20 protein-coding genes and 2 tRNA genes are annotated in these 23368 nt (G+C 68.8%); 1 reads left to right on the top strand and 21 read right to left on the bottom strand.

Annotation, left to right across the window (positions count from 1 at the left end; all coding sequences use genetic code 11):
* Positions 1–26: 26 nt before the first annotated feature.
* From FPV26_RS00445 to FPV26_RS00545, 21 genes are all read right to left on the bottom strand, one after another.
* The gene (locus tag FPV26_RS00445; protein ID WP_147651385.1) at positions 27–335 is read right to left on the bottom strand and encodes a VirB3 family type IV secretion system protein; all 309 of its coding nucleotides are present in this window, start codon (positions 333–335) and stop codon (positions 27–29) included.
* Positions 328–702, bottom strand: a complete 375-nt coding sequence (locus tag FPV26_RS00450) for a TrbC/VirB2 family protein (RefSeq protein WP_147651387.1) — start codon at positions 700–702, stop codon at positions 328–330. Before FPV26_RS00450 ends, FPV26_RS00445 begins: the two co-directional genes overlap by 8 nt.
* A gap of 53 nt (positions 703–755) precedes the next feature.
* A complete protein-coding gene (locus FPV26_RS00455) occupies positions 756–1526 on the bottom strand; it encodes a lytic transglycosylase domain-containing protein (protein WP_147651389.1) in 771 nt (256 codons plus the stop codon).
* Positions 1527–1558: 32 nt separating this feature from the next.
* Positions 1559–2605, bottom strand: a complete 1047-nt coding sequence (gene virB11 / locus FPV26_RS00460) for a P-type DNA transfer ATPase VirB11 (protein WP_181952529.1) — start codon at positions 2603–2605, stop codon at positions 1559–1561.
* Complete coding sequence (locus FPV26_RS00465; RefSeq protein WP_147651394.1) at positions 2602–3885, bottom strand: TrbI/VirB10 family protein; 1284 nt, start codon at positions 3883–3885, stop codon at positions 2602–2604. Before FPV26_RS00465 ends, virB11 begins: the two co-directional genes overlap by 4 nt.
* Positions 3882–4607 (bottom strand): TrbG/VirB9 family P-type conjugative transfer protein, encoded by a 726-nt coding sequence (locus FPV26_RS00470; RefSeq protein ID WP_425473026.1) that lies wholly within the window; start codon positions 4605–4607, stop codon positions 3882–3884. The genes FPV26_RS00465 and FPV26_RS00470 overlap by 4 nt, the downstream gene beginning before the upstream one ends.
* Positions 4608–4636: 29 nt before the next feature.
* Positions 4637–5476 (bottom strand): VirB8 family type IV secretion system protein, encoded by an 840-nt coding sequence (locus FPV26_RS00475; RefSeq protein WP_147651398.1) that lies wholly within the window; start codon positions 5474–5476, stop codon positions 4637–4639.
* Positions 5477–5489: 13 nt separating this feature from the next.
* Positions 5490–6026, bottom strand: coding sequence for a TcpQ domain-containing protein (locus FPV26_RS00480; protein ID WP_246109160.1), 537 nt, complete (start codon positions 6024–6026; stop codon positions 5490–5492).
* Between the two features lie 406 nt (positions 6027–6432).
* Entirely contained in the window at positions 6433–8268 is a 1836-nt protein-coding gene (locus FPV26_RS00485) for a peptidoglycan-binding protein (protein ID WP_147651400.1), read from the bottom strand.
* A 22-nt stretch (positions 8269–8290) separates the two neighbouring features.
* Complete coding sequence (locus FPV26_RS00490) at positions 8291–9052, bottom strand: hypothetical protein (RefSeq protein WP_147651402.1); 762 nt, start codon at positions 9050–9052, stop codon at positions 8291–8293.
* Positions 9053–9070: 18 nt separating this feature from the next.
* Positions 9071–10849 carry a type IV secretory system conjugative DNA transfer family protein gene (locus FPV26_RS00495; protein WP_147651404.1) on the bottom strand — a complete coding sequence of 593 codons (1779 nt, stop codon included), beginning with the start codon at positions 10847–10849 and terminating at the stop codon, positions 9071–9073.
* Between the two features lie 100 nt (positions 10850–10949).
* Positions 10950–11378, bottom strand: a complete 429-nt coding sequence (locus tag FPV26_RS00500; protein WP_147651406.1) for a hypothetical protein — start codon at positions 11376–11378, stop codon at positions 10950–10952.
* Positions 11342–11418: transfer RNA gene (locus FPV26_RS00505), tRNA-Arg, on the bottom strand. The genes FPV26_RS00500 and FPV26_RS00505 overlap by 37 nt, the downstream gene beginning before the upstream one ends.
* Before the next feature lie 61 nt (positions 11419–11479).
* Positions 11480–11572 (bottom strand) — tRNA-Ser (locus FPV26_RS00510).
* A 44-nt stretch (positions 11573–11616) separates the two neighbouring features.
* Entirely contained in the window at positions 11617–11832 is a 216-nt protein-coding gene (csrA, locus tag FPV26_RS00515) for a carbon storage regulator CsrA (protein WP_147651408.1), read from the bottom strand.
* 145 nt (positions 11833–11977) lie between these two features.
* Positions 11978–14647, bottom strand: a complete 2670-nt coding sequence (gene alaS, locus FPV26_RS00520; protein ID WP_147651410.1) for an alanine--tRNA ligase — start codon at positions 14645–14647, stop codon at positions 11978–11980.
* A 147-nt stretch (positions 14648–14794) separates the two neighbouring features.
* Positions 14795–15295: a recombination regulator RecX gene (gene recX / locus FPV26_RS00525; RefSeq protein ID WP_147651412.1), complete on the bottom strand. Its 501-nt coding sequence runs from the start codon at positions 15293–15295 to the stop codon at positions 14795–14797.
* 69 nt (positions 15296–15364) lie between these two features.
* Positions 15365–16396: a recombinase RecA gene (gene recA, locus FPV26_RS00530; RefSeq protein WP_147651414.1), complete on the bottom strand. Its 1032-nt coding sequence runs from the start codon at positions 16394–16396 to the stop codon at positions 15365–15367.
* Between the two features lie 230 nt (positions 16397–16626).
* On the bottom strand, positions 16627–17274 hold the full coding sequence (lexA, locus tag FPV26_RS00535) for a transcriptional repressor LexA (protein ID WP_147651416.1): 648 nt from the start codon (positions 17272–17274) through the stop codon (positions 16627–16629).
* Positions 17275–17349: 75 nt separating this feature from the next.
* Complete coding sequence (locus FPV26_RS00540; protein WP_147651418.1) at positions 17350–17847, bottom strand: CinA family protein; 498 nt, start codon at positions 17845–17847, stop codon at positions 17350–17352.
* Between the two features lie 138 nt (positions 17848–17985).
* Positions 17986–20550, bottom strand: coding sequence for a TonB-dependent receptor (locus tag FPV26_RS00545; RefSeq protein ID WP_147651420.1), 2565 nt, complete (start codon positions 20548–20550; stop codon positions 17986–17988).
* A 280-nt stretch (positions 20551–20830) separates the two neighbouring features.
* On the opposite strand from FPV26_RS00545, the gene mutS reads away from it, so the two are divergent.
* Positions 20831–23368, top strand: a complete 2538-nt coding sequence (mutS, locus tag FPV26_RS00550; protein WP_147651758.1) for a DNA mismatch repair protein MutS — start codon at positions 20831–20833, stop codon at positions 23366–23368.

Consider the following 23368-nt stretch of genomic DNA (forward strand, 5'->3'; position numbering starts at 1 on the left):
CACGAGGCGGCCGGGGGGACGGACGTTCAGCTCCGCGGCGCGGGCCGCGGCCGGTATTCGTTCGGCGAGAACGCCCACAGCCCGGCATGACGGCGCAGGTCGCGCACCTTTACCCTGAACTGCCAGCGCAACCCGAGCAGCCTGAAGATCATCTCGTCGCGTCGCGCCATCTGCCGCATGACGAAGATGACGACCGGAATCAGGCCGAGCAGCAGCAGGTTCAGGTACATCGCCAGCAACAGGCATCCCCCGGCGCCGAGGAAGAACGGCACATAGGGCACGCCAAGGAACATCGCCGGCCGCGTGCAGCCGCGGAACAGGACATCCTTACGCATAGACCACGGGCAGGAGGCCGTTCACCATCGCCACGCAGCTCTCGCCAGTGTCGCCGATCAGCATCTTGGCGATCTGGCTGGCCGCGCCGATCAGCAGGCCTCCGATCAGGATCGGCGCCACGTCCGAGATCCGCTTGTGGGCGAAGGCGATCTGGTAACCGGCGAAGATCACCGCGATGGTGACGACCGCGATGGACGCCAGGTTCAGCAGGCCATTGACGTTGTCGAAGAAGCCGCAGATCTTCTCGTCCGTCCCGGCGAAATCCTGGGCCGCGGCGGCCATTGCGGTGAACGCGGCGATCGTGGCCATGGCCGTGGCCGCCAGCCTGCGAACCCCCTGGCGGGACGGGATTGCGGTGAACTTCATCGTGACCTCCTTGTGTGGTTGGGGTGAATCGAGAGGAAATGCATCGGGAAGGCTCAGAACACGAAGGCCGCGTCCGCCCGTCGTGTCGGGGCGGCGGACTCCGCGGCCAGTGCCCGCGCCTGTGGCGACGGGGCCGACGGATCGGCCGCCCCGGCCGCCGACGCGGTCGGGATCGCGATGCCGATCGCAGGCTCGCCGGAGCCGGTGAACGCGACGGCCGCGGCATCCCCGGCAGCAGACCGGGCGATGCGCGCCTGCGCGCGCGTGATGGCGGGAGGAGTTGCGGCGGGCACGTCTACCGGCGCGGCATCCACGCGGCCGGCCACCACTTCCGTGGTGCGCCCGATCCCAAGGGCGACCGCGTCCGCCCGCGTGCCGGCCGGGCCGCCCGGCCGGCGCATGGAAGCGAAGATCTTCTGCACGTAGCCGTGGCGGTACCCGGTCACGAAGTCGCCGGAGTAGTAGCAGCTGAACGCCTTGCCCCAATGGCCGCCGGCGCGCTGGTGGCATTCGGCGAGGATGCGCGCCCCGGCCCGCAGGTTCGGGCAGGGTTCGAACGCGCGCGCATACGAATTCAGTCCATAGCGGGCCAGGTTGTGCCGGTTCACCTGTGCCAGCCCGAGCGAGAAGTTGTACCCCTTGCGCTCCAGCATGCGTGCGGTCGCCACCGCTTCCGGCAGGCTCCGCGGCTGTCGCGCCAGCCGGCCGCCGACCACCCCGATCGCATAGGGGTTGAACGAGGATTCGACCCGGACCACGTGCTCCATCACCTCGCGTGGAACTGCGAGGTCATGGCAGGCCAACAATTCCGTCCCTGGCAACATGAGCGTCGCTTCCCTTCTCCCTGCTCCCGTTCCTATGCCGACAGCACGCGGCCCGGGTCGAAATCGATGCCGGTGATGTAGCGCCTGCCGGCGTGAGCCTCGAGGTGGACGACGACGTCTATCGTCATCATCAGCAGGCGCTTGATCACGGCGAACTCGAGACCTGCGCCTTCCGGAGAGGCCTTCACCATCAACGCCATCTGGTCCCAGGTCTGGGCCGTGCTGCCGGCGTGGCAACTGGTGATGGACCCCGGATGCCCCGAGGCGCAGTTACGGATGAAATAGAACGATTCGTCGCCGCGCAGCTCGGCCAGGATGATCCGGTCCGGCTTCATTCGCAGGCAGGCCTCCATGCAGCTCTTCGCGGTGACGTTGCTCGCGCTCTGTCCCCCCTTGGGATAGAGCAGATGCACGACGTTGGGCTGCCGGAGGAAGAGCTCGCGGGCATCCTCGATGGTGATCAGGCGCTCCCCGTCCGGGATGTGGCTGACCAGCGCTTTCATGAAGGTGGTCTTGCCGCTGCCGGTTGCGCCGGAGACGACGATGTTCTTGCGGTACAGCACCGCCTTCCGGAAGAACTGGCCGTAATCGCCGGATTGGCACAGGGCCTGCAGTTCCCGGTCGTGCTCGGAGATGTCCTCCCGGTGCTCGCACAGGCGGTCGAAGAAGCCCTCCTGCGCATACTGCTCCAGCGTCCTGCCCTGGCGCGCCGGCAGGCGGATGGTGATGGATACCGTCCCCGCCTCGCACGCCGGTGGGATCACGAACTGCGCGCGCTGCCCGGTGGGGAAAGTCAACGAGACCATGGGTTCGACGTCGGTGATCCGCTGCCCGGTCCTGCTTTCGTTGACCACCGCGGTGCAGAACTGGCGCGCGCGGTCGAAGGTGAGTTCTGGCGCCTCGATCCGCCGCCACCCCTCGCGCGTCTCGACGTACAGCTCTCCCGGCCGGTTCATGCAGATCTCGGTGACGTCCGGGGACTGGATCAGCCCGCGGATCCCGAGCGCCTCGTACTGGTACTCGAGGAAATCCGACGACAGCGAAGCCAGTGGGGTGTGGTCGAGCAGCATGGCCGTCAGCGCCCCAGCACGCCGGAGAAGTCCACGTCGCGGGCGACGTACACGTTGAGCATGGTGCCCTGGTGGATGGTGACCGTGGCCGGCCGGTTGGCGGCCCGTTGCAAGGCCTGTTGCGCCAGCCGCTCCATGGTGCGGGCGGTATTGCTCTCGAACGGAGTCTGGGTCACGACGCCGTTGGTGATGGTGGTGTTGCGCGGCCCTTCCTCGGCGGCGGCGTACTTGAAGGCATCACTGATCAGGCTGATCAGCAACGCCGCCCCCATGCGGCTGCCCCAATGGGCGTCGTAGTACCCCGGATGCCCGGCTCCACCGAGGTTGTCCACGCCCGGGCTGGCCATCGTGATGTCCAGGCCGTTGGGCGTGATGATCCGGTCCCAGAGCACGGCGATCCTGGGGCCTTCGGGCTCGCCCTGATACTTTCCGAGCACCTTCGATCCCTTCGGCACCAGCAGTTGGCGGCCGTTGACCGAATAGACGGGCTCGGTGACGACGCACGAGGTGTAGCCGGCGACATCGGTGACGATGCGCGTTTCGAGGATGCAGCGCAGATAGGTGCCGCGCGCGAGCAGCGCATCCGGATTCAGCAGCGATCGCGCGGCCGTGACCGGTTCGGCGGGGGCGGCCGGCGCCGGCGCACCGCCTTGTGCAGCCTGCAGACCGGCCAGCATCGCCTGCGCGTAGAGGTCGTTGGCCCCGGGCCCGCCGCCCGGCGCAGCAGCATCGGGTGCCACCAGCCCCATGCGCCGTTCGCGCAGCGAGGGAACCCGCGTGGGGGCCGGCATCGGCTCGAACGAAGCGGACGGCGGCAATGCCTGCTGGGCGGGCAGAGGCGGCAGCGGCGGCGCAGGCTCGGCCGCCAGCGGCACCGCAACCGCGTCGGTCTGCTCTCCGGTCGTCCGCGATTGGGGCGCCTGCGGCAAGGGGGCTTGCGTCTCCAGCTCGGGGACGACGACCGTCTCCTCGCGCATGGTCCGCCCGCCATCCTCGCGGGCGCCAGTGCCCTTGAACACCAGCAGGGCCATGACCGCGATCAACAGCAGGATGCCGCCCAGGAACACCAGTGCCTTGCGGTCCAGCCGCGGTCCCTCGTCGGACCGGAGGGCGGGCGCGGCGGCATCCAGGTCCGGCCCCGCGGCCGCCGCTTCCGGCCCGGACTGGACCGCTCCGTGCCTGCCCGTATCGAAGTAGGGGTTGCCGGTCTGACCTTCCGGGGCGGGTGCCACCGACGCGGCGGAGTCCTCGACCCGCTCGCCATGGCCTGAAATCCGTTTCGTGCTCATCGCGACGCGTTCCTGCGCAGGCCGACCACGTCATTCCCATGACGGATGACGAGGTAGGGATACGTGCCATGAATGACGATGGTGCTGCCTTCGACCGTGGTGTTGACCACGAAATCCTCGCCGTCCTCGCGGTGGCGGGCGAAGACGGCGGGGAAGTTCCCGGTCGGGGAAGCGGCAAGCTCGGTCACCCGCACATAGGTGAACTTGCCGTCGTCGTACACGTTGACCGGAACCAGCCACTTCTTCCTGGTCCGGGTGGCGTATTCGTAGTCGAAATGGTAGACACGGCCGCGCGCCAGCCTGGTGCGGCCGGCCTGCCCGCCCCCGGCCGCAGCGACGGGCGCCTGGTCCTGCGGATATCGGAACGACACCTTGTACTGCACCCCCGCCTGCCGCGCCTGCTCGAGCGCGATCCAGTCGGTCGCCACCACTTTCAGCTCGAAGATGTAGGAACGCCGCTCGGTGCGTACCAGCAGGTTGGTATCCACATCCACGTTCTTCGGCTTGAGGTAGAACACGTGATCGCGGCGGATCAGTTCCCAGCCGTTGCTGAACCCCGTGCTGTAGTCGCGCACTTCGTCGGTCGGATCCAGTTCGATCTGGGTGGTGAGCCCGAGCCCGGTGCGCACCACGTACACGCGGCCGTCCTTGTACTCGTACTCGTCCACGACTTGCGCCGATGCCGGCTGCGCGACGGCCATGGCGATGACGGCGGCCGTCATCAGGAAAAGTCCCAAGATCCTGCGCGACATCAGCGGCCCGCCTCTTCCGTGGCAGCCGGCATCGCCGGCACATCGGGCGCGGCCATGCCTGCACCCGGCACCTCCGGCCTCGCCTCCGCCGTGAACGTTTCGAGCGGCGGAGACGCGGCATAGTCGTTGTCCACCCGATAGCTGGTCACCTGGAACCCGAGCGGATTGGCGATGCGCTGCTCCTCGCTCATCTTCAAGTTCGATTTGTAGGTGAAAGCCAGAGTGGCGATCTTGCTGTCCAGCGGTCGCGAGACGCCGGACGCCTTGTCGTAGAGGAATCGCTGGAACCGGACCGTGGCCCCGGTTGGCGTGGATTTCCTGCCGTCCCCGCCATGCAGAGTGATGCTCAGCAGACGCACCCGGATCGCCTTGCCCGGATAGAGGTTGTAGGGGGCCTGCGGATTGTTGCGGGCATGCAACGTCGTGTAGCCGGATGCGACCTCCGGCGACGACATGGTGTAGACCGTCATCCAGTCCCGCAGCTGCTGCAATTCCAGGTCGTATGACTCGCGCGCAGTGATGAAATGGGCGACGTTGCTGCGGTTGATCGCCTCGCTGACGGTGATGCGGTGATGCCGGAAATCCTCCTGCAGCCTGGCGACCGAAGCGGTGCCCGTGTAGGCGTCCGCCATGACGAGATAGGGGATGCGCTCCTTCAGCGGCAGGAGCGCGACGTAGCCGGCCGCAAGCACCATCGAGAGCGCGACCGCCGTGGCCGCCACCCACCAGGCACGCCGCTCGCTCCGCCTGGCGATGTCGGCGATGGTGAGCTCGTAATCGACAGCCCTGGCGACGGCACCTTCGATCCCGGGCGCGGAGGACGATTTGAAGATCTTCATCCGGGCACTCCGTTCAGCGTTCCCTGCCGGCGCCTGCGCTGGGCGCCCCCGCCGCAGCCGCCACGGGCGCCGTGCGGACCACGATCCGGTTGCCCTGCACCGTCACCGACAACCCTTGTGCCGCATAGGCCTGCGTGAGTTGGTCGGCGGCCGCTTGCAGGTCGGTGGTGCTGACCCGCGCCGCCGCCTGATGCAGCGTGTAGTCGTAGGCATGCTCGTACGCCAGCGACATGCCGGAATCTGCGGCCCAGCGTGCGAGCAGGTTGCGCAGGGTCCCGTCCACGGGCGAGGCATGGAAGACGTAACGGTCAACCAGCGGGATCGGGGACGGCGTCTCCGCGAGACGGTTGACGGGGCGCCAGCGCCCGCGCGGATCCGGCGGCTGGGGTGTGGCGCAGGACACCAGCCCTGCGCAAAGCAGGGCGATGCCCACGCACGCGAGCCGCTTGTGACGTGTCCGGCTGGCAGCCGTGTTGCGCATGGCACCACGGGCTGCGCAGTCGCCTCCGGACGACATGCCGGCCGGCAATGTCTCCACCGCGGCCGTCACGCCCCACTCCCTGGTATGCACTCCCCGATCCATTTCACTCCATTCCCTGGCAGCGTCTCCATCGCCGCCTGTCCGACACCCTGCGTCGACCGGCATCCCCCCGGCCCCCTGTCACGTTCCTGCCCGGAACCCCGGCCAGAACCACCTGCAACCGGAACGATGCGAGATGAGAAATCCGTCACGGCTCAGGCGGCGCATACAGTACCCAAGCGCGATGCGGTTGCCAACAGAAAAACAGCCGAAAATTTGTAGGAATTTTCTGACACCGATGGCGACGCTTCACCCGGCACGGCGTGCACGACGCAAGAACCACCAGCCATTCTCCGCAAATCCTGTACAGCAGCACCAACGGATCGAAGAGATGTCGGCGGCTGGCCGCACGTATTTCACGAGTGACGCACTGGCCTCACCGCGTCAGCGCGTGTGCGGAGCCCGTGTCCTGGTGCTGGTGCAACAGGTCCGCTCGCCGGGCCATCTCGCGCTGCTCGACCTCGAACGCCTGCATCGTCTCCGGCGCCGCAACTGCGGGCGCCGACAAGTTCACGCTCACCGGCGGGTGGCCGAGCTGGAATGCGCCAGCCGTGGCCCATCCCTGATGGACCGCAACATCGCCCGACCAACCCGGCGCGTAGCCGGCGGCATGCAGCCGCGCTGTCAGCAGCGACAGCTGCTCCTCGGACAGGGCGTGGCCCTTGGCCTGGAAGCGCTGCCTCAGGTCGGCGTAGAGCGCGTGTTGCGGGTGGTCGGGATGACTGAAGGCGATGGGATCCGGGTCGCGTCCCCGGAGCGGGGAATCGGCGGCTGCGTCGGCCGAATCGGGTGATGCCGGCGCGAGACGCTCGGCCAGGTGGTCGCCAAGGGCAAGCCCCTGCGCCTGCCGCCGCATGGCGAAGCGGGCGTGTTCTTGCAGCGCCTGCAGCGTGCCCGGATCGGCGATGCCGGTGACCGCGCGCCCGCACCAGAGCTGGAAGTTCTCCACCGCCTCACGCGTGCGGCCGCCGAACACACCGTCGGCCTGCAGGGGCCGGCCCTCGGCATCGCGCGCATCGAGGATATGCAGATGCGCCTGCAGCGCACGCACGGCCGGGCCACGGTCGCCGGCCTGCAGAGTGCGGGCGGGGGGCGGGGCGGCGAAGGCCGCAGCGCCGGCCGCTGGCGACGGCACCGGCGGGCGGGCAGGCACCGGCCCTGCCACCGTTGGCCTGGCAACTGCCGGATTCGGCGCGCCCCTGCCCGGCAGAAGATAGTCAGGCATGCCGTTGACCATGCGCGGCGCGCGCGCTTGCGCATGCCCCGGTGCGCCGGCAGCGAAGCGCCGGTCGAACTCTTCCAACGCGCGCTGGAAGCGCCGCAGAGGCTCGCGAGCATCCAGGGCAGCCTCGGTCGCGGCCAGCAGCGCGTCCGGGCTCGGCTCACCGCGCGGTTCACCGGGGAGGCCGGCACGCATCCGGAACGCAGCGATCGCCTGGTTGGTGCGGCTGCCCGGACCGCCGCGGATGCCGTCGACCACCAGCGCCCGGCCTTGGGCGTCGGTGATGCCGAGGGCGTTGAGATTCCTCTGAAGCTGCTCGATGGTTGGATCGGCATCCAGACCGTGCGCAATGGTAACGTGCAGCGCGGCCTCACCTCGCGACAATTTTCCCAGAACGTCCGGCGTCAGTAAGCGGCTCCATCTTGCAAACTCTGCCTCGCGATGTCTTAGACCATTTGGAGTCCTTCCCCTTTGTCCGGTGTTGATGATCGAACCGGCCTCCCTGACATCCTCTGGCGCAATCGCTTGCACATTTCGTTGCCAGAACCAGATCGCAATCCTGACAGCATTCTCCGACTCAGCTGCGAGTTCAGGCTTATTGATCAAGTCCAAACCGAGCGCTTCGCCCGCGGCACGATACTGATCCTTGCCGGTCAACTGAATGTAGCCGCGACCATGATATTTGTAGCCATCGCCGGGCTTGGTGTTGCCCATCCGGCCACCGTACATGAGTTCCGCCAGCTTCTCCGGCTTTCCATCCATGGCTTCCTGCCACGCCGCATTCAAAGACTCCGAACCTTCTCTGAGGGCGGATTTCACTTCCCTTGACACGGCGCCAGGGCCCAACGTGTATCGGAACCCCTCCTTCAGCCGCTTCAATCCACCGGACTCCGCGCTGACCTGCGCCATGAAATTCGCCAGCTCCTTCGGCGCAGTGATCCCCGCGCCATAGGCCACCTGCAGCAACTGCACTTCCCTGTCTGTCACCATGGAAACCGCTCCTCAAGCCGATTCAAGGAAGCACGACTTCCGGGATGGTCGAGGGATCAAAGTCGGAAAAAGCAACCTGACCGAAATCTTCCGGCGTGAATGTCCTCGATATGCCCGCCGCCGTGATGGTGTCGTAGGCATCACGCTCCACCTTGCGGAGATGCCAATCGTTCAAGTTCGAAACATGCTCAAACTCGTACTGGCTCGACCACCTCTGGCGCGAACCACCCTCGATCACCACAATGAAGCCGTTCTTGCTGATGCGGATGAACCCGAAAGGATCGCCGAGCACCCCCCCGCATGCAGCACATGGCACGATCCTGTCGTTCTGCGCCACCTTCTGCAGCTGCCCATCAGCCCCGCGGATCAGCAGCAATATCGTGCGTGGGGCATCCTTGCCACGCTCCCTGCCATGATTGCCCAGCGAATCGAGCACCACGAGCGCATCCACCCTTCCATCGCCATTCAGGTCCCCTGTTGCGGATGCAATGATTTTTTCTCCACCCGTGGCAAATGCACTCAGATCTTCTGTTTCTCCCACTGGCAGCTGCAGTATTCCCTGGTCATTCCTACCGGCCCTCTTTTTTTTACCTTCTTCACGGCGCGCTTGCTGCCGCCCTCCCGACCCCATCTCGGCATGGACACCTGAAGAAGCGGGCGCCATTGCTGGCGCCGGTTGCGTACCGGCCTGCGCAGATGGCCTGCAAGCAACCAATGCTGTGACCAGCAGAATGGCCAGGCATGCTCTCTGATGCATCCTGCCGCCCTCATCCGTCGTTTTCATGGTTCGTTCTTCCCAGCCCTAACGGTACGGTTGCGCGGACCTCTTCCGCGGCGTTGCCAGGGCCGGGGCCGGCACCGGGTCCAGGACCATCCGCTTGAAGTGGTTGCTCTTGAAATACCAGTTCTTCCTGCAGCGGATCGGCTTGCAGCCCTCGTAGAAGATGATCGCCTCGTCCATGGACAGCTCCTTGAGCTCCTGCGGCCGCATCAGGGGGCGGCTTTCCTCGCTGTAGGCGTAGGACACGCTCGAGCTGCCCGGGCCGCGGCTGACGGTGCGGTTGCGCCGGCGCACGGTCATGGTGCCCAGCATGCGGCTGTATTCCTCGGCGTCTTCCTGCTCGCGTGGGGTGAACACGATGCTCATCGCGTGGTTGGTGACCAGGGTCTTGGCCACGTCCGGCCCGTACACCGAGCGCAGTTGCGACTGGCTCTGGACGATGACCAGCGCGCGGATCCAGTAGCCTGCAATCAGCGAGATCCGGTCGGCGAAGGCGTGCAGCGGCCCCATCGCAGTGAACTCGTCCATCACCAGCAGCATCTGCTGCCGGATCGTCCTGTCCTCCTCCGGGGTCTTGTCGAGATTGGCGTTGAGCGCGGTGCTGAAGAAGATGTTCAGCAGCTTGCCCGATTCGCCCAGCTTGGAGGGCGGGACCACCACGTAGACGGACATCGGCCTGCGGCGCAGGTCGCGCACGTCGAAGTCGCTGGCGTTGGTCGCGGCTGCCAGGATCGGGCTGAGGAACTGCGCCAGGGGCTCCTGCATCGTCGCCAGGACGCTGGAGAATGTCTCCTCGGCGAGCCCGACGAGATCCGAGAAGTAGGTGCGCGCCTCATGGCGGACGAAAGGGTGGTTCCTGCCCGCGACGACCTCCTGCATCCAGTGCCTGACGCCACCCTCGACGCCTGCACCGGTGGACAGGCGATAGATGCGCTCGAAGCTCGGGAAGTGGATGTGGGTGTTGGGGTCCATCGCGCGATCCTCGAACCCTTCGGCAGTGAGGTTCGGCAGGCCGCACGCCTGCATGTCGTCCCAGCTGTCGAACAGGTACAGCGCGAAGGCCGCGAAGGCCTTCCTGGCCATCGAGCTCCAGAACGGATCCCGGGTCTGGTCGTCCGGATAGAGGATGGCGGCGATGGATTGGACTTGGCTGATCCTGACCCGAGGGTCCCCGGACAGCGCCTGGAACGGGTTGAACCGGTGGGTCTGGCCGCGTTCGTTGTAGGGGTCGAACCGGTAGACCGCCTGCCCCATCGCCTGGCGCCTGCCGCTGGTGTGCTGGAACAGCTCCCCCTTGGTATCCGCGACCACGACGGACCCCTGGTAGGTCAGCAGCGCGGGGATGACGATGCTGGTGGTTTTCCCGGTCCGGGTGGGTGCCGTCATGAGGATGTGCTGGGTGCCGCCCAGCGACAGATGGCGCCCCTTGAACCTGCCGACGATGACGCTTTGCGGCGTCGGTTCGGCCAGCCCCGCCTTCTTTACTTCGCCGAGAGTGGCGAAGCGGGCCCCACCGTGGAAGTCACTGGTGCCCGGCCGCAGCAGGATCACGGCGAGCGGCAGCAGGGAGAGCAGCGGCACCCCGAGGCCGAGCGCGCCGGCGAGTTTGATCTTCCAGGCGAAAGGCTGGACCTGGGGCAGCCCCAGGGCGTGGACGTAGCGCCAGTAGGTGTTCCACTCGAGCGGGATGTCGAGTCCGAGCAGGGCCAGCGTGAAATAGCCCGAGAGATACAGACCGCCGAATCCGGCGAGCAGGCACAGCGCGAGGACAACGCCGATCCTGGTCTGGAGACCGTACATGGCCTCACGCTCCTTGTTGCAATCCCTTGAACGCGGGCGACCGTAGCGCTGGGCGCCGGCAGAGTCAATCAGACTGCGGTTGCTGCAGGCGGAGAGCGCATCAGCGGCGCCGGCGGCACCCCGATCGTGCAGCCGGACGCGCGGACCGCGTCTGCTCGTGCAGGTGGCGATCCACCCAGGCGCGGGCGTCGTCGAAACTGGTTTCCTCACGCAGGTGAAGGCCCGCACTGGTGACCACGGCGTAGCGCTGCATCCAGCCGGCAGCGTCGCCGGGCAGTTCGCGGCGAAGCATCACCACGTGGTAATCGCCGCGCGAATACAGCGGCAGCACGTCTTCCTTCACGTCGCGTTCCTGTCCCTGGGGGCAGAGCCAGGATGGAACGGCCATCGCGGTCACGTCAACGGCGGATCCCGCCGGCATGCGGCATTCGAAGGGACCGCGCGCGCCGGAAACGGAAAAGCCGGCAATCGCTTGCCGGCTTTTCGGTGTAATGGCGCGCCCGGAGAGATTCGAACTCCCGACCACCAAGTTCGTAGCCTGGTGCTCTATCCAACTGAGCTACGGGCGCGTTGCAGAAGCGGAATTATGCGGGTGAAGCGGTGCCCTGGTCAACGTCGCGGGCAAGCAGGTGGCGGAGAGTGAGGGATTCGAACCCTCGATACGGCTTTTGGCCGTATACTCCCTTAGCAGGGGAGCCCCTTCGGCCTCTCGGGCAACTCTCCTTGGCGGCGTTGTCCTGCGACGCGAGCCGCCAAGGATACAAGAGTCAGCCGCCGCGCGGCAAACCTTCCTTGCCGTTGCCGCCGCCAGCCGGCTCCTCGCCGCGCTGGATGCGCTGGTAGATCTCCTCTCGATGCACGGCAACGTCCTTCGGCGCGGTGATGCCGATGCGCACCTGGTTGCCTTTGACCCCGAGCACGGTGACGGTCACGGTGTCACCGATCATCAGGGTTTCGCCTACACGGCGGGTCAGGATCAGCATGTGTCCTCTCCTTTCACCGGCGGCCCACTCCACCGGCAAGATGCCCGCTGACGGCCGAAGCCCGGGGAGCGGGTGCACGTCCCTGCGTGCACAAAGTTAAACCGGCATCCTACTGGGAACGCAGGGGCCCAACAACAGAGAAAAGTCACGTTTTCAGCTTCTCGGCCACCCAGGCGGGCACCGCCGCCAGGGCTTCCGGCAGGGCCGGGCCGTCTTCGCCCCCGCCCTGCGCCAAATCGGGCCGGCCGCCGCCCTTGCCGTTGATGCGACTGGCCACGTGCGCCAGCAGTTCCCCGGCCTTGACCCTGGCCAGCGCGGCTCCGTTCACCCCGGCCACCAGCGCCGCCTTGCCGTCCCCGGCCGTGCCGGCCAGGAGGATCACGGCGTCGCCGAGCTGCTGCTTGAGGCGGTCCACCGCCTCGCGCAGCGCCTTGGCGTCGAAGCCCTCCAACCTTGCCGCCAGGACCCGTACCCCGTCCACCGCCACCGCCTGGCCGGCCAGGTCGGCGGTGGCACCGGAGGCGGCCCTGGCCTTGAGGGACTCGAGTTCGCGCTCGAGCTTCCTCTGCCGCTCCAGGAGCGAACGCAGCTTCTCGGCCACATCGGCCGGGCTGGCGCCGAGCAGGCGGGCGGCCTCGGCCAGGCGCCGCTCCTCCTCGGCCACGTGGTCGAGCGCGGCCTGTCCGGTCAGCGCCTCGATGCGGCGCACGCCGGCGGACACGCCGCCCTCGGACACGATCTTGAACAGGCCGATGTCGCCGGTGCGGCGCACATGGGTGCCGCCGCACAGTTCAGTGGAGGTCTCGCCCATGCGCAGCACGCGCACGCGCTCGCCGTACTTCTCGCCAAACAGGGCCATGGCGCCGAAGTCGAGCGCCTCCTGCATGCCCATGTGGCGCACCTCGGCCTGGTGGTTGGCGCGGATCTCGGCGTTGACCCGGCGCTCGATCTCGGCCAGTTCCTGCGCGGTGACCGGCTGGAAGTGGGAGAAGTCGAAACGCAGGCGGTCGGGTGCGACCAGCGAGCCCTTCTGGATCACGTGGCTGCCGAGCACGCCACGCAGGGCGGCGTGCAGCAGGTGGGTGGCGCTGTGGTTGAGCACGATGGCGGCGCGGCGGGCGTGGTCCACCGCGCCGACGACGTGGTCGCCCACGCGCAGGGTGCCGGCGGTGAGCACGCCGACGTGGCCGTGGAACTGACCGGCGAGCTTCTGGGTATCACGCACTTCGAACATCACGCCCTGCTCGGCGAGCCGGCCGGTGTCGCCGACCTGGCCGCCGCTCTCGGCGTAGAACGGGGTGCAGTCGAGGAGCACGATGGCCTCGTCGCCGGCGCGGATCTCCTGCACCGGCTTGCCGTCCTTGAGCAGCGCCACGACCTGCAGGCCGCCGGCATCCAGATGCTCGTAGCCGACGAACTCGGTGGGCGCGAGCTGGGCGACCAGCTCCGCCGGCAGCACCGTGCCGGTGCCGAACTTGCCGGCGGCGCGCGCGCGTTCGCGCTGCTGCTCCATCAGCCGCTCGTAGTCGGCCATCGCCTGCGGCGGCAGCTCGCCGCCCTTCTCGCGCAGGATGTCGGCGATCAGGTCGGGCGGGCAGCCGTAGGTGTCATGGAGCTGGAACAGCTGCTCGCCGTCGAGCGTGCCGTTGCCCTGCTTCAGGTAGCCCTCCAGGCGCTGCATGCCGGCATCGAGGGTCTGCGCGAACGCGGCCTCCTCGGCCTTGAGCGCGCGCTCGACCAGTTCGCGCTTCTGCGGCAGCTCGGGGTACGCCTCGCCCATCACTTCGCACAGCGGGGCGACCATGCGCCAGAAGGCGCCGTCGGCCTGCAGCGCGCCGAGCTTCCAGATGTGGCGGATGGCGCGGCGGATGATCCGGCGCAGGACGTAGCCGCGGCCTTCGTTCGACGGCAGCACGCCGTCCACGATCAGGAAGCTGCAGGCGCGGATGTGGTCGGCGATGACCCGCAGCGACTTGTGCTCCAGGTCCTGCGTGCCGGTGATGGCGGCCGCGGCCTTGATCAGGTGCTGGAACAGGTCAATCTCGTAGTTGCTGTGCACGTGCTGCAGCACTGCCGAGATGCGCTCCAGGCCCATGCCGGTGTCCACGCACGGCGCCGGCAGCGGCACCAGGGTGCCGTCGGGCTGGCGGTCGAACTGCATGAACACGTTGTTCCAGATCTCGATGAAGCGGTCGCCGTCCTCGTCTGGCGAGCCCGGCGGGCCGCCCGGGATCTCCGGGCCGTGGTCGTAGAAGATCTCGGTGCACGGGCCGCAGGGGCCGGTGTCGGCCATCTGCCAGAAGTTGTCGGAGGCGAACGGGGCGCCCTTGTTGTCGCCGATGCGGATGATGCGCTCGGGCGGCAGGCCGACGACCTCGTGCCAGATGTCGTAGGCCTCGTCGTCGGTGTGGTAGATGGTGACGAGCAGGCGCTCGGGCGGCAGCTTCCAGACCTCGGTCAGCAGTTCCCAGGCCCAGGTGATCGCTTCCTTCTTGAAGTAGTCGCCGAAGCTGAAGTTGCCCAGCATTTCGAAAAAGGTGTGGTGGCGGGCGGTGTAGCCGACCTGGTCGAGGTCGTTGTGCTTGCCGCCGGCGCGCACGCAGCGCTGGCTGGAGACGGCGCGGGTGTAGCTGCGCTTCTCGGCGCCGAGGAACACGTCCTTGAACTGGACCATGCCGGCGTTGGTGAACAGCAGGGTCGGGTCGTTGCCGGGCACGAGCGGGCTCGAGGGCACGACGGCATGGCCGCGGGCGCGGAAGAACTCCAGGAAATCGGCGCGGATCTGGTTGCTGGTGCGGATGGCGGGCATGAGCATGCTGGCAGGAAAGCGGGCGGGCGCGGCGGCGCCCGCGTCCCCGCAACATGCGGGCGCGGGCTGGAGCAGGCAACCCAATCCGAACAGGTTAACAGGCCATGCCCGGCTTGTCGGCGTCGGCGTCATGGGCCGCACGCCGAGACAGGCTCAGTCCACGTCCTCGGGGTCGAACCGGGTGGCGGCGCGGACGTGTTCGGCGTCGAAACCGCGCCGGATGAGGAGGTCGGCGGCGCGCCGTCGGGCCGTGTGGTCGTGCGGCACCAGCGCGCCGAAGCGGCGACGGACGAGATCGCAGGCCAGCGCCTGCCAGTCGCCGTCGAAGGCCTCGAGTGCGGCGTGGATGGCCTCGCGGGACAGGCCGTGCTGGGCCAGTTCGGCCCGCAGGTGGCGGGGCCCGTAGCCGGCGGCGGCGCGGCTGCGGACCAGGGATTCGGCAAAGCGGGCGTCGTCCTGCCAGCCGGCCTCGCGCAGCCGCTCGACCGCCGCCTCGGCCGCCTCCGCGGCGACACCGCGCTGGGTAAGCTTGCGGGTCAGCTCCCGGCGCGAGTGCTCCCGGCGGACCAGCAGGCCGAGGGCGCGCTGGGTGGGCGTCGGTTCCGGCCGTCGTCGGCTGCGGCGCGAGGGGGGTGACCCGGACGAGTCGGTCATGCGTGTCGGCAGGTGCCCTGACCCTCCCCCGCCGCGCCATCCCATGAGACGGCGGGGGAGGGCCCAGGATCAGGCGTCGGCGCCCTCGCTCTCCTCGCGCGGGGCGTCCTGCGGCACGAACTTCTCGCGCAGGGCGGCCTCCAGTTTGGCGGCGATGGCGGGGTTCTCCTTCAGGAACTGGCGGGCGTTCTCCTTGCCCTGGCCGATGCGCTCGCCGTCGTAGCTGTACCAGGCACCCGACTTCTCGACCAGCTTGGCGTTCACGCCCATCTCGATCAGCTCGCCCTCGCGCGAGATGCCCTCGCCGTAGAGGATCTCGGTGACCACCTGCTTGAACGGGGGCGCGAGCTTGTTCTTGACCACCTTGATCCGGGTCTCGTTGCCGATGATCTCGTCGCCCTTCTTGACCGAGCCGATGCGGCGGATGTCCAGGCGCACCGAGGCGTAGAACTTGAGCGCATTGCCGCCGGTGGTGGTTTCCGGGCTCTGGCCCGGCATCATCACGCCGATCTTCATGCGCAGCTGGTTGATGAAGATGACCAGGCAGTTGCTGCGCTTGATGTTGGCGGTGAGCTTGCGCAGCGCCTGGCTCATCAGGCGCGCCTGCAGGCCGGGGAGCTGGTCGCCCATCTCGCCCTCGATCTCGGCCTTGGGCGTGAGCGCGGCGACCGAGTCCACCACGACCAGGTCCACCGCTCCCGAGCGCACCAGCATGTCGGCGATCTCCAGCGCCTGCTCGCCGGTGTCGGGCTGGGACACCAACAGGTCGTCGATGTTGACGCCGAGCTTCTGCGCGTAGATCGGGTCGAGCGCGTGCTCGGCGTCGATGAAGGCGCAGGTGCCGCCGGCCTTCTGGCATTCGGCGATGGCCTGGAGGGTCAGCGTGGTCTTGCCCGAGGACTCGGGGCCGTAGATCTCGACCACGCGCCCCTTGGGCAGGCCGCCGATGCCGAGGGCGATGTCGAGCATCAGCGAGCCGGTGCCGATGACCTCGGCGGCCTCGACGCTGCGGTCGCCCATGCGCATGACCGCGCCCTTGCCGAACTGCTTCTCGATCTGGCCCAGGGCGGCGGAGAGGGCGCGCTTCTTGTTCTCGTCCATGGTGGTTCCTCGGGATGGGATGGTGGCGTTGGGGCAACCCTAGGCGACCGCGGTCGCGCAGGCTGAGACGGGAAGGATGGGACCAGCATCGGGCGGCGCGACCGGGGAGGGGGATCGCCGCAGGCCGCACCGGGGTGTGGGGAAACTCCGGTGGCGAGTGCGCATAGGCGGCAGGCATCGGCCAGGCCCGCGGCCCGCCGCGCCATGGGCGATGGCCGACGCGCCGCCCCTCACCGGTTGGGCCTCACCAGGCCGCAGTACAGGCCTTCGATGGCGAAGTCCTGGCCCGGGCGCACCTCGATCGGGGCGTAGTCGGGGTTGCGCGGCAACAGGCGGATACCGTCCTTGCCGATCCTGAGCAGCTTGACCGTGATCTCGTCGTCCAGGCGCGCGACCACGATCTGCCCCGAGCGCGCCTCGCGGGTGCGGTGCACGCCGATCAGGTCGCCGTCGAAGATGCCCTCGTCGCGCATCGAGTCGCCCTGCACCCGCAGCAGGTAGTCGGGCGCCGGCGAGAAGAACACGCGGTCGAGCAGGACATAGTCCTCGCCGCCGATGTCGGCGCCGATCGGAACGCCGGCGGCGACGCGGCCGAGGATGGGCACGCGCAGGGCGTCGTCGTCCGGCGCCGCCGGTGGCAGCGGCAGCGACGCCTGCGGCGGCTCCGGCGCCCGCAGCAGGCGGATGCCGCGGGCCCGGCCCGGCAGGCGTTCGATCGCGCCGGCGGCCTCCAGCGCCTCCAGGTGGTACTGGGCGGCGCGCACGCTGCTGAAGCCGAGCGCGCGCGCGATCTCGGCCTGCGAGGGCGGCACCCCCTCGGCCTCGATGCGCTCGGCGATCAGGTCCAGGATGGCCTGCTGGGTGGGGCTGAGGTTCATGGTGTTAGTAGTAATACTACTAACGCGGTGCCGCCGCAAGCACCCCACCCCGGCGCCGGGCGACGGCGCCCCGCTTCAGTCCAGCACCGACCCCAGGCCCCGCAGCGCCGCCTCGACGGTCTGCCGCCGCACCGCATCGCGGTCGCCGCCGAAACGGAATAGTTCGGCCTTCGGATAGCCGCCGCGCCGCTTCCACGCGATCCAGACCATGCCGACCGGCTTCTCCGCGGTCCCGCCGCCCGGCCCGGCGATGCCGGTCACGGCGACGGCGACGCTGGCGCCGGAATGCACCAGCGCTCCCGACACCATCTCGACCACCGTCTCGCGGCTGACCGCGCCGAAGTGCTCGAGGGTTTCCGGGCGCACGCCGAGCAGCGCCTGCTTGGCCTCGTAGCTGTAGGCGACCATGCCGCAGTCGAACCATTCCGAGCTGCCGGCGATGTCGGTGACGGTCTTGGCGATCCAGCCGCCGGTGCAGCTCTCGGCGGTGACCAGCATCTGTCGCGCCTCGCGCAGCCGGGCGCCGAGCGTCAGGGCAAGCTCGCGGAGCGAATCGTCGGTGGGGACGGGCATGGTCGGCCTCCCGGGCGGTGAGGTGTTGTAGCGGAAACCGAAGCCGTTGTCGCCCGCACTCCGTCGTCAGCCGCCGTCGCCCGGAAAAGCGACGGCCCGCCGAGGCGGGCCGTCGGTGCCGGGATGGCGGATGCAACGTCAGTAGGTCACGCGGAAGGTCATGCCGTAGGTGCGCGGGGCACCGAGGAACGCGTTCCACGAGCCGGTCTGCAGCGGCGCGTCGAAGGCGACCTGGTAGTACTCGGCATCGGTCAGGTTCTGTACCCAGAGCTCCAGGTTCCAGCGCTTGTTCTGCGCGCCGATCGCGAAGCGGGCATTGGCCACCGTGTAGGCATCCTGCTCCTTCGGCGGATCCAGGTCCGAGCCGGTGTTGTAGTCGGACATGTACTTGGCGCCGAGATGGAAGCGTGCGGCCAGGTTGCCGATGTCCCAGTCATAACCGACCGCGGCGGTGGCCGACCACTTCGGCGCGAAGCTCGCGCGGTTGCCAGGCAGCAGCGCGAGGTCCGGGTCGGGCAACGGATCGTTGCCGTACTTGGTGTCGGCGTAGGTCAGGCCGCCCTGCAGCGACAGCCCGCCGTTCTGGTACATGACCTCGGTGTCCAGGCCGCGCGAGACGACCTCCGGGATCGAGCGCACCACGAAGCTGGTGCCGAGGAAGCTGTTGAGCTGGAAGTCGTCGTAGGTCTGGTGGAAGAGCGCGGCGTTGAACAGCAGGTTGCCGCCCATCCAGGTGGTCTTGACGCCCAGTTCGAAGCTGTCCACGAACTCGGCCGGGAACGAGGTGTCGTTGACCGGCAGGATGCCGGCAGTACCGCTGGACAAGCCGTTGGACGACTGCACGCGATCGAGGTTGAAGCCGCCGGCCTTGTAGCCGCGCGCGGCCGAGAAATAGCCCATCACGTTCTGGTTCCAGCGGTAGGCGGCCTTGAAGGTGCCCGACCACTCGCTCTCCTCGCGCTCCTGGTGAGTCACGCGGTTGTCGTGCAACCGGTTGGTCCACGGCAGACAGCCGAACGCCACCACCTGCGGAGCGGCGGCCGAGGCCTGCGCCACGGTCAGGCCACGTGCGACCAGGGCCGCCACCACCTGGGCCGGGTTGGCCAGCATCGCGGCACAACCGGGGCTGCCGTTCGGATTGTCGTAGATCGAGTCGAGTTCCTTGTCCTCGCGCGTGTAGCGCAGGCCGAAGGTCAAGTCGAACGCGTCGGTGACGTGCCAGGTGTTGTTGGTGAACAGCGCGAAGCTGCGTGCATCCTGCGTGTAGCGGTCGTTCGCCCCGTGGCCGGCAAAGACGGTGCCGAACGGCCGGCCGGAGGCTTGCGAGTAGAACAGTGGCGCCGTGGGCGAGGCGCCGAGGGCCGGATTGATGCGCGAGAGCACCGCGACGGACATGTACGGCTCGTAGGCGGCGCCGATGCGGTAGGCCTCGTTCCGGGTGAGCTCCTCGTCCGAATAGAACAGGCCGACCAGCCAGTCCACCCTGTCGGTGGATCCGGCCAGACGGAACTCCTGGCTGAAGGTCTCGAAGCCGGTGAAGGAATCATCCGGATGCGGATTCCGGAACAGCAGGTCGGCGGTGCTGAAATCGAAATCCAGCCCGTTGATGGACTGCCAGTCGCGCACGCCGGTGACCGAGGTGAAGGTCGCGCCGCCGAACCAGGGGCTCTCCCAGTCCGCCTGCAGGGTGACGCCCTTGTCCTTGATGTCCTGCTCGGTGCTGCGGTTGCTCCAGGCCCGGCGCGCGAACGGATCGGCCACCGGCGCCACGCCGGTGTCGCCCGGCAGCGGGGTGAGCGCGTCAATGATCGCGGCGGTGGGGCCGCGGACGATGGTCACGCCGGTGCAGCAGTTCTCCTCGCGGCTGGTGAAGTCGGCACTGAGGTTGATGTCGAGCTTGTCGGTGGGCTCCAACAGCAGTTGGCCGCGGACGGTGTGGAAATTCTGGTCGTAGTCCTCGTCCTCGGTGCGCGGCCCGGCGCCGGTGTTGACGTCCATGAAGCCGTCGCGCTCGCGCTTGGCGCCGTAGATGCGGAAGGCCGCGCGATCGCCGATCGGCGAGTTGAACGAACCGGCGACCCCGAGCGCACCATAGTTGCCGACCGTGACCTCGCCTTCCACGCTCGTGATGTAGTGCGGCCTGCGGGTGATGACGTTGATCACGCCGGCCGAGGTGTTCTTGCCGAACAGGGTGCCCTGCGGCCCCTTCAGCACCTCGATCCGCTCGATCTCGCCGAGATCGCCGAAGCCCACGCCATTGCGCGGCCGGTACACGCCGTCAATCACGATGCCCACCGACGACTCCAGGCCGGCGTTGTCACCCACCGTGCCGATGCCGCGGATACGGGCGGTGGTCAGCGCCTCGCTCTGGGTGCTGGTGACGGTCAGGCCGGGCACCAGCACCTGCACGTCCTTGATGTCGCGCACGCCGGTGTCCTGCAGCACCTGCTCGGACAGGGCGGTGACGATCATCGGCACGTCCTGCAGGGCCTCCTCGCGCTTCTGCGCGGTGACGACGATGCGGTCGAGCGTGACCGCCTCCTCTTCCTGCTGTGCCGGCGAAGCCTGCTGCGCGGCCGTGGGCAGCGTGTAGCCGGTGACGAGTGCGGCGAAGATGGCCGAAGCGAGTGCCGAGCGGGCCGGCCTGAAAGTACCCATGGTGTCCCCTCCCAAGGTGGTCGAAAGCGTCTGGTTGTCGAACATGTTGTTGTCGAGGCGCGCGGCACGGCGCCCCGCGGAACGGGACGCCGGACCCCTCGGCCACGTGCCGGACGTGGGGGACTCCGGCACGGACCGGCGGGATCGCCGACGCCGCGGACGCTAGCACACCGCCGCGTACGGTGACAGTCTCCCCCGTCGGGTGCGCACGCTCGGACTGGCATACTGGTCGCGGTTTCCGGCGGGGCCACCCGCCCTCCCCCTTGCGCCCGTGACCCAGACCGACACCCCCGCGCCCGCCGCGCGCGAGGCCCATACTCCGCTGATGCGCCAGTACTTCGCCGCCAAGGCGGAGCATCCGGACGTGCTGCTGTTCTTCCGGATGGGCGACTTCTACGAGCTGTTCTACGACGACGCGCGCAAGGCCGCGCGCTTGCTCGACATCACCCTGACCCAGCGCGGCATGTCCGCCGGCCAGCCGATCCCGATGGCCGGCGTGCCGGTGCACGCCTGCGAGAGCTACCTGGCACGGCTGGTGGCGCTGGGGGAGTCGGTGGCGATCTGCGAGCAGATCGGCGACCCGGCGCTGGCCAAGGGCCTGGTCGAGCGCAAGGTAGTGCGGATCGTCACCCCCGGTACGGTCACCGACGAAGCCCTGCTCGCCGAGCGCCGCGACACCCTGCTGCTGGCCCTGTCCCGCGGACGCGGCGGCTACGGCCTGGCCTGGGCGGACCTGGCCGGCGGCCGCTTCCTGGTCAACGAGGTCGGCAGCGACGACGCGCTCGAGGCCGAGCTGGCGCGGCTGGATCCGGCCGAGCTGCTGCTGCCCGACGAGGCCGGCTGGCCCGCCTTCGTCACCACCCGCCCCGGCCTGCGCCGGCGCGCGCCCTGGCTGTTCGACGCCGACAGCGGACGGCGGCAGCTGCTGCAGTTCTTCCGCGTCCACGACCTGACCGGCTTCGGCCTCGAGGGCCGGCCGCTGGCGGTCGCCGCCGCGGGCGCCCTGCTCGGCTACATCGAGGAGACGCAGAAGCAGCGCCTGCCGCACCTGACCGCGATCGCGCTCGAGGCCAGCGACGGCGCGATCGCGATGAACGCCGCCACCCGCCGCCACCTCGAATTGGATACGCGCGTGGACGGCGACACCCGCAACACCCTGCTCGGCGTGCTCGACAGCACGATCACGCCGATGGGCGGGCGCCTGCTGCGGCGCTGGCTGCACCGGCCGCTGCGCGACCGGCGCGTGGTCGGCGAGCGCCACCATGCGGTGGCCATGCTGATCGAGCACCGTGCCGACGCGCCGCTGCGCGAGGCGTTCCGCGCGCTCGGCGACCTCGAACGCATCCTGGCCCGGGTGGCCCTGCGCAGCGCGCGTCCGCGCGACCTCTCGACCCTGCGCGACGGCCTGGCCCTGCTGCCGCAGGTGCGCACGCTGCTCGCGCCGCTCGACTCGCCGCGGCTGCAGGCGCTGGCCGCCGAACTCGGCGAGCACGCCGACACCTGCGCCCTGCTGCAGCGCGCGGTGGTGCCGCAGCCGCCGGTGCTGGCGCGCGACGGCGGCGTGATCGCGGCCGGCTACGACGCCGAACTCGACGAGCTGCGCATGCTCAGCACCCACGCCGACCGGTTCCTGGTGGACCTGGAGGCGCGCGAGCGCGAGGCCACCGGCATCCCCACGCTCAAGGTCGGCTACAACCGCGTCCACGGCTACTACATCGAGATCAGCAAGGGGCAGGCCGACAAGGCCCCTGCGCGCTACACCCGGCGCCAGACCCTGACCGGCGCCGAGCGCTACATCACCGAGGAACTGAAGGCCTTCGAGGACAAGGTGCTGTCGGCGCGCGAGCGCGCGCTGGCGCGCGAGAAGCTGCTCTACGACGGCCTGCTCGACGCGCTCAACCAACGGCTGGAGCCGCTCAAGCGCTGCGCCGCGGCGCTGTCCGAACTGGATGCGCTGGCCTGCTTCGCCGAGCGCGCGCAGGCGCTGGACTGGGCGCAGCCGGAGTTGAGCGACACGCCCGGCATCCGCATCGAGCGCGGCCGCCACCCGGTGGTGGAAGCGGTGCGCGAGGAGCCGTTCGAGCCCAACGACCTGATCCTGGACGAGGCGCGCCGGATGCTGGTGATCACCGGCCCGAACATGGGCGGCAAGAGCACCTACATGCGGCAGAACGCGCTGATCGTGCTGCTCGCGCACATCGGCAGCTTCGTCCCCGCCGCGCGCGCCACGATCGGGCCGGTGGACCGGATCCTGACCCGCATCGGCGCCGGCGACGACCTCGCCCGCGGCCAGTCCACCTTCATGGTCGAGATGGCCGAGACCTCGTACATCCTGCACCACGCCACCGAGCAGTCGCTGGTGCTGATGGACGAGATCGGCCGCGGCACCTCGACCTACGACGGCCTGGCGCTGGCCGACGCCGTGGCCCGCCACCTGGCCTCGGTCAACCGCAGCTGGACGCTGTTCGCCACTCATTACTTCGAGCTGACCACGCTGGCCGAACCCGGCAGCGGCATCGCCAACGTGCACCTGGACGCAGTCGAGCACGGCGAGCAACTGGTGTTCATGCACGCGGTCAAGGACGGCCCGGCCGACCGCAGCTTCGGCCTGCAGGTGGCCGCGCTCGCGGGCCTGCCGAAGATGGTGATCCGGCAGGCGCGCGCGCGCCTGGCCGAACTCGAGCAGCAGGGCCGCGACGCACCGCGTGCGCCGCTGACCGCGCAGGCGCTGGACGCGCCGCAGCAGTTCGGCCTGTTCGCGCCCGCGCACGCCGCGCTCGACGCGCTGGCCGCGCTCGATCCGGACGAACTCACGCCGAAGCAGGCGCTGGAGGCGCTGTACCGGCTCAAGGCCCTGCTCTGA

The sequence above is a fragment of the Vulcaniibacterium gelatinicum genome (genome assembly GCF_008033445.1).
Taxonomy (GTDB): domain Bacteria; phylum Pseudomonadota; class Gammaproteobacteria; order Xanthomonadales; family Xanthomonadaceae; genus Vulcaniibacterium_B; species Vulcaniibacterium_B gelatinicum.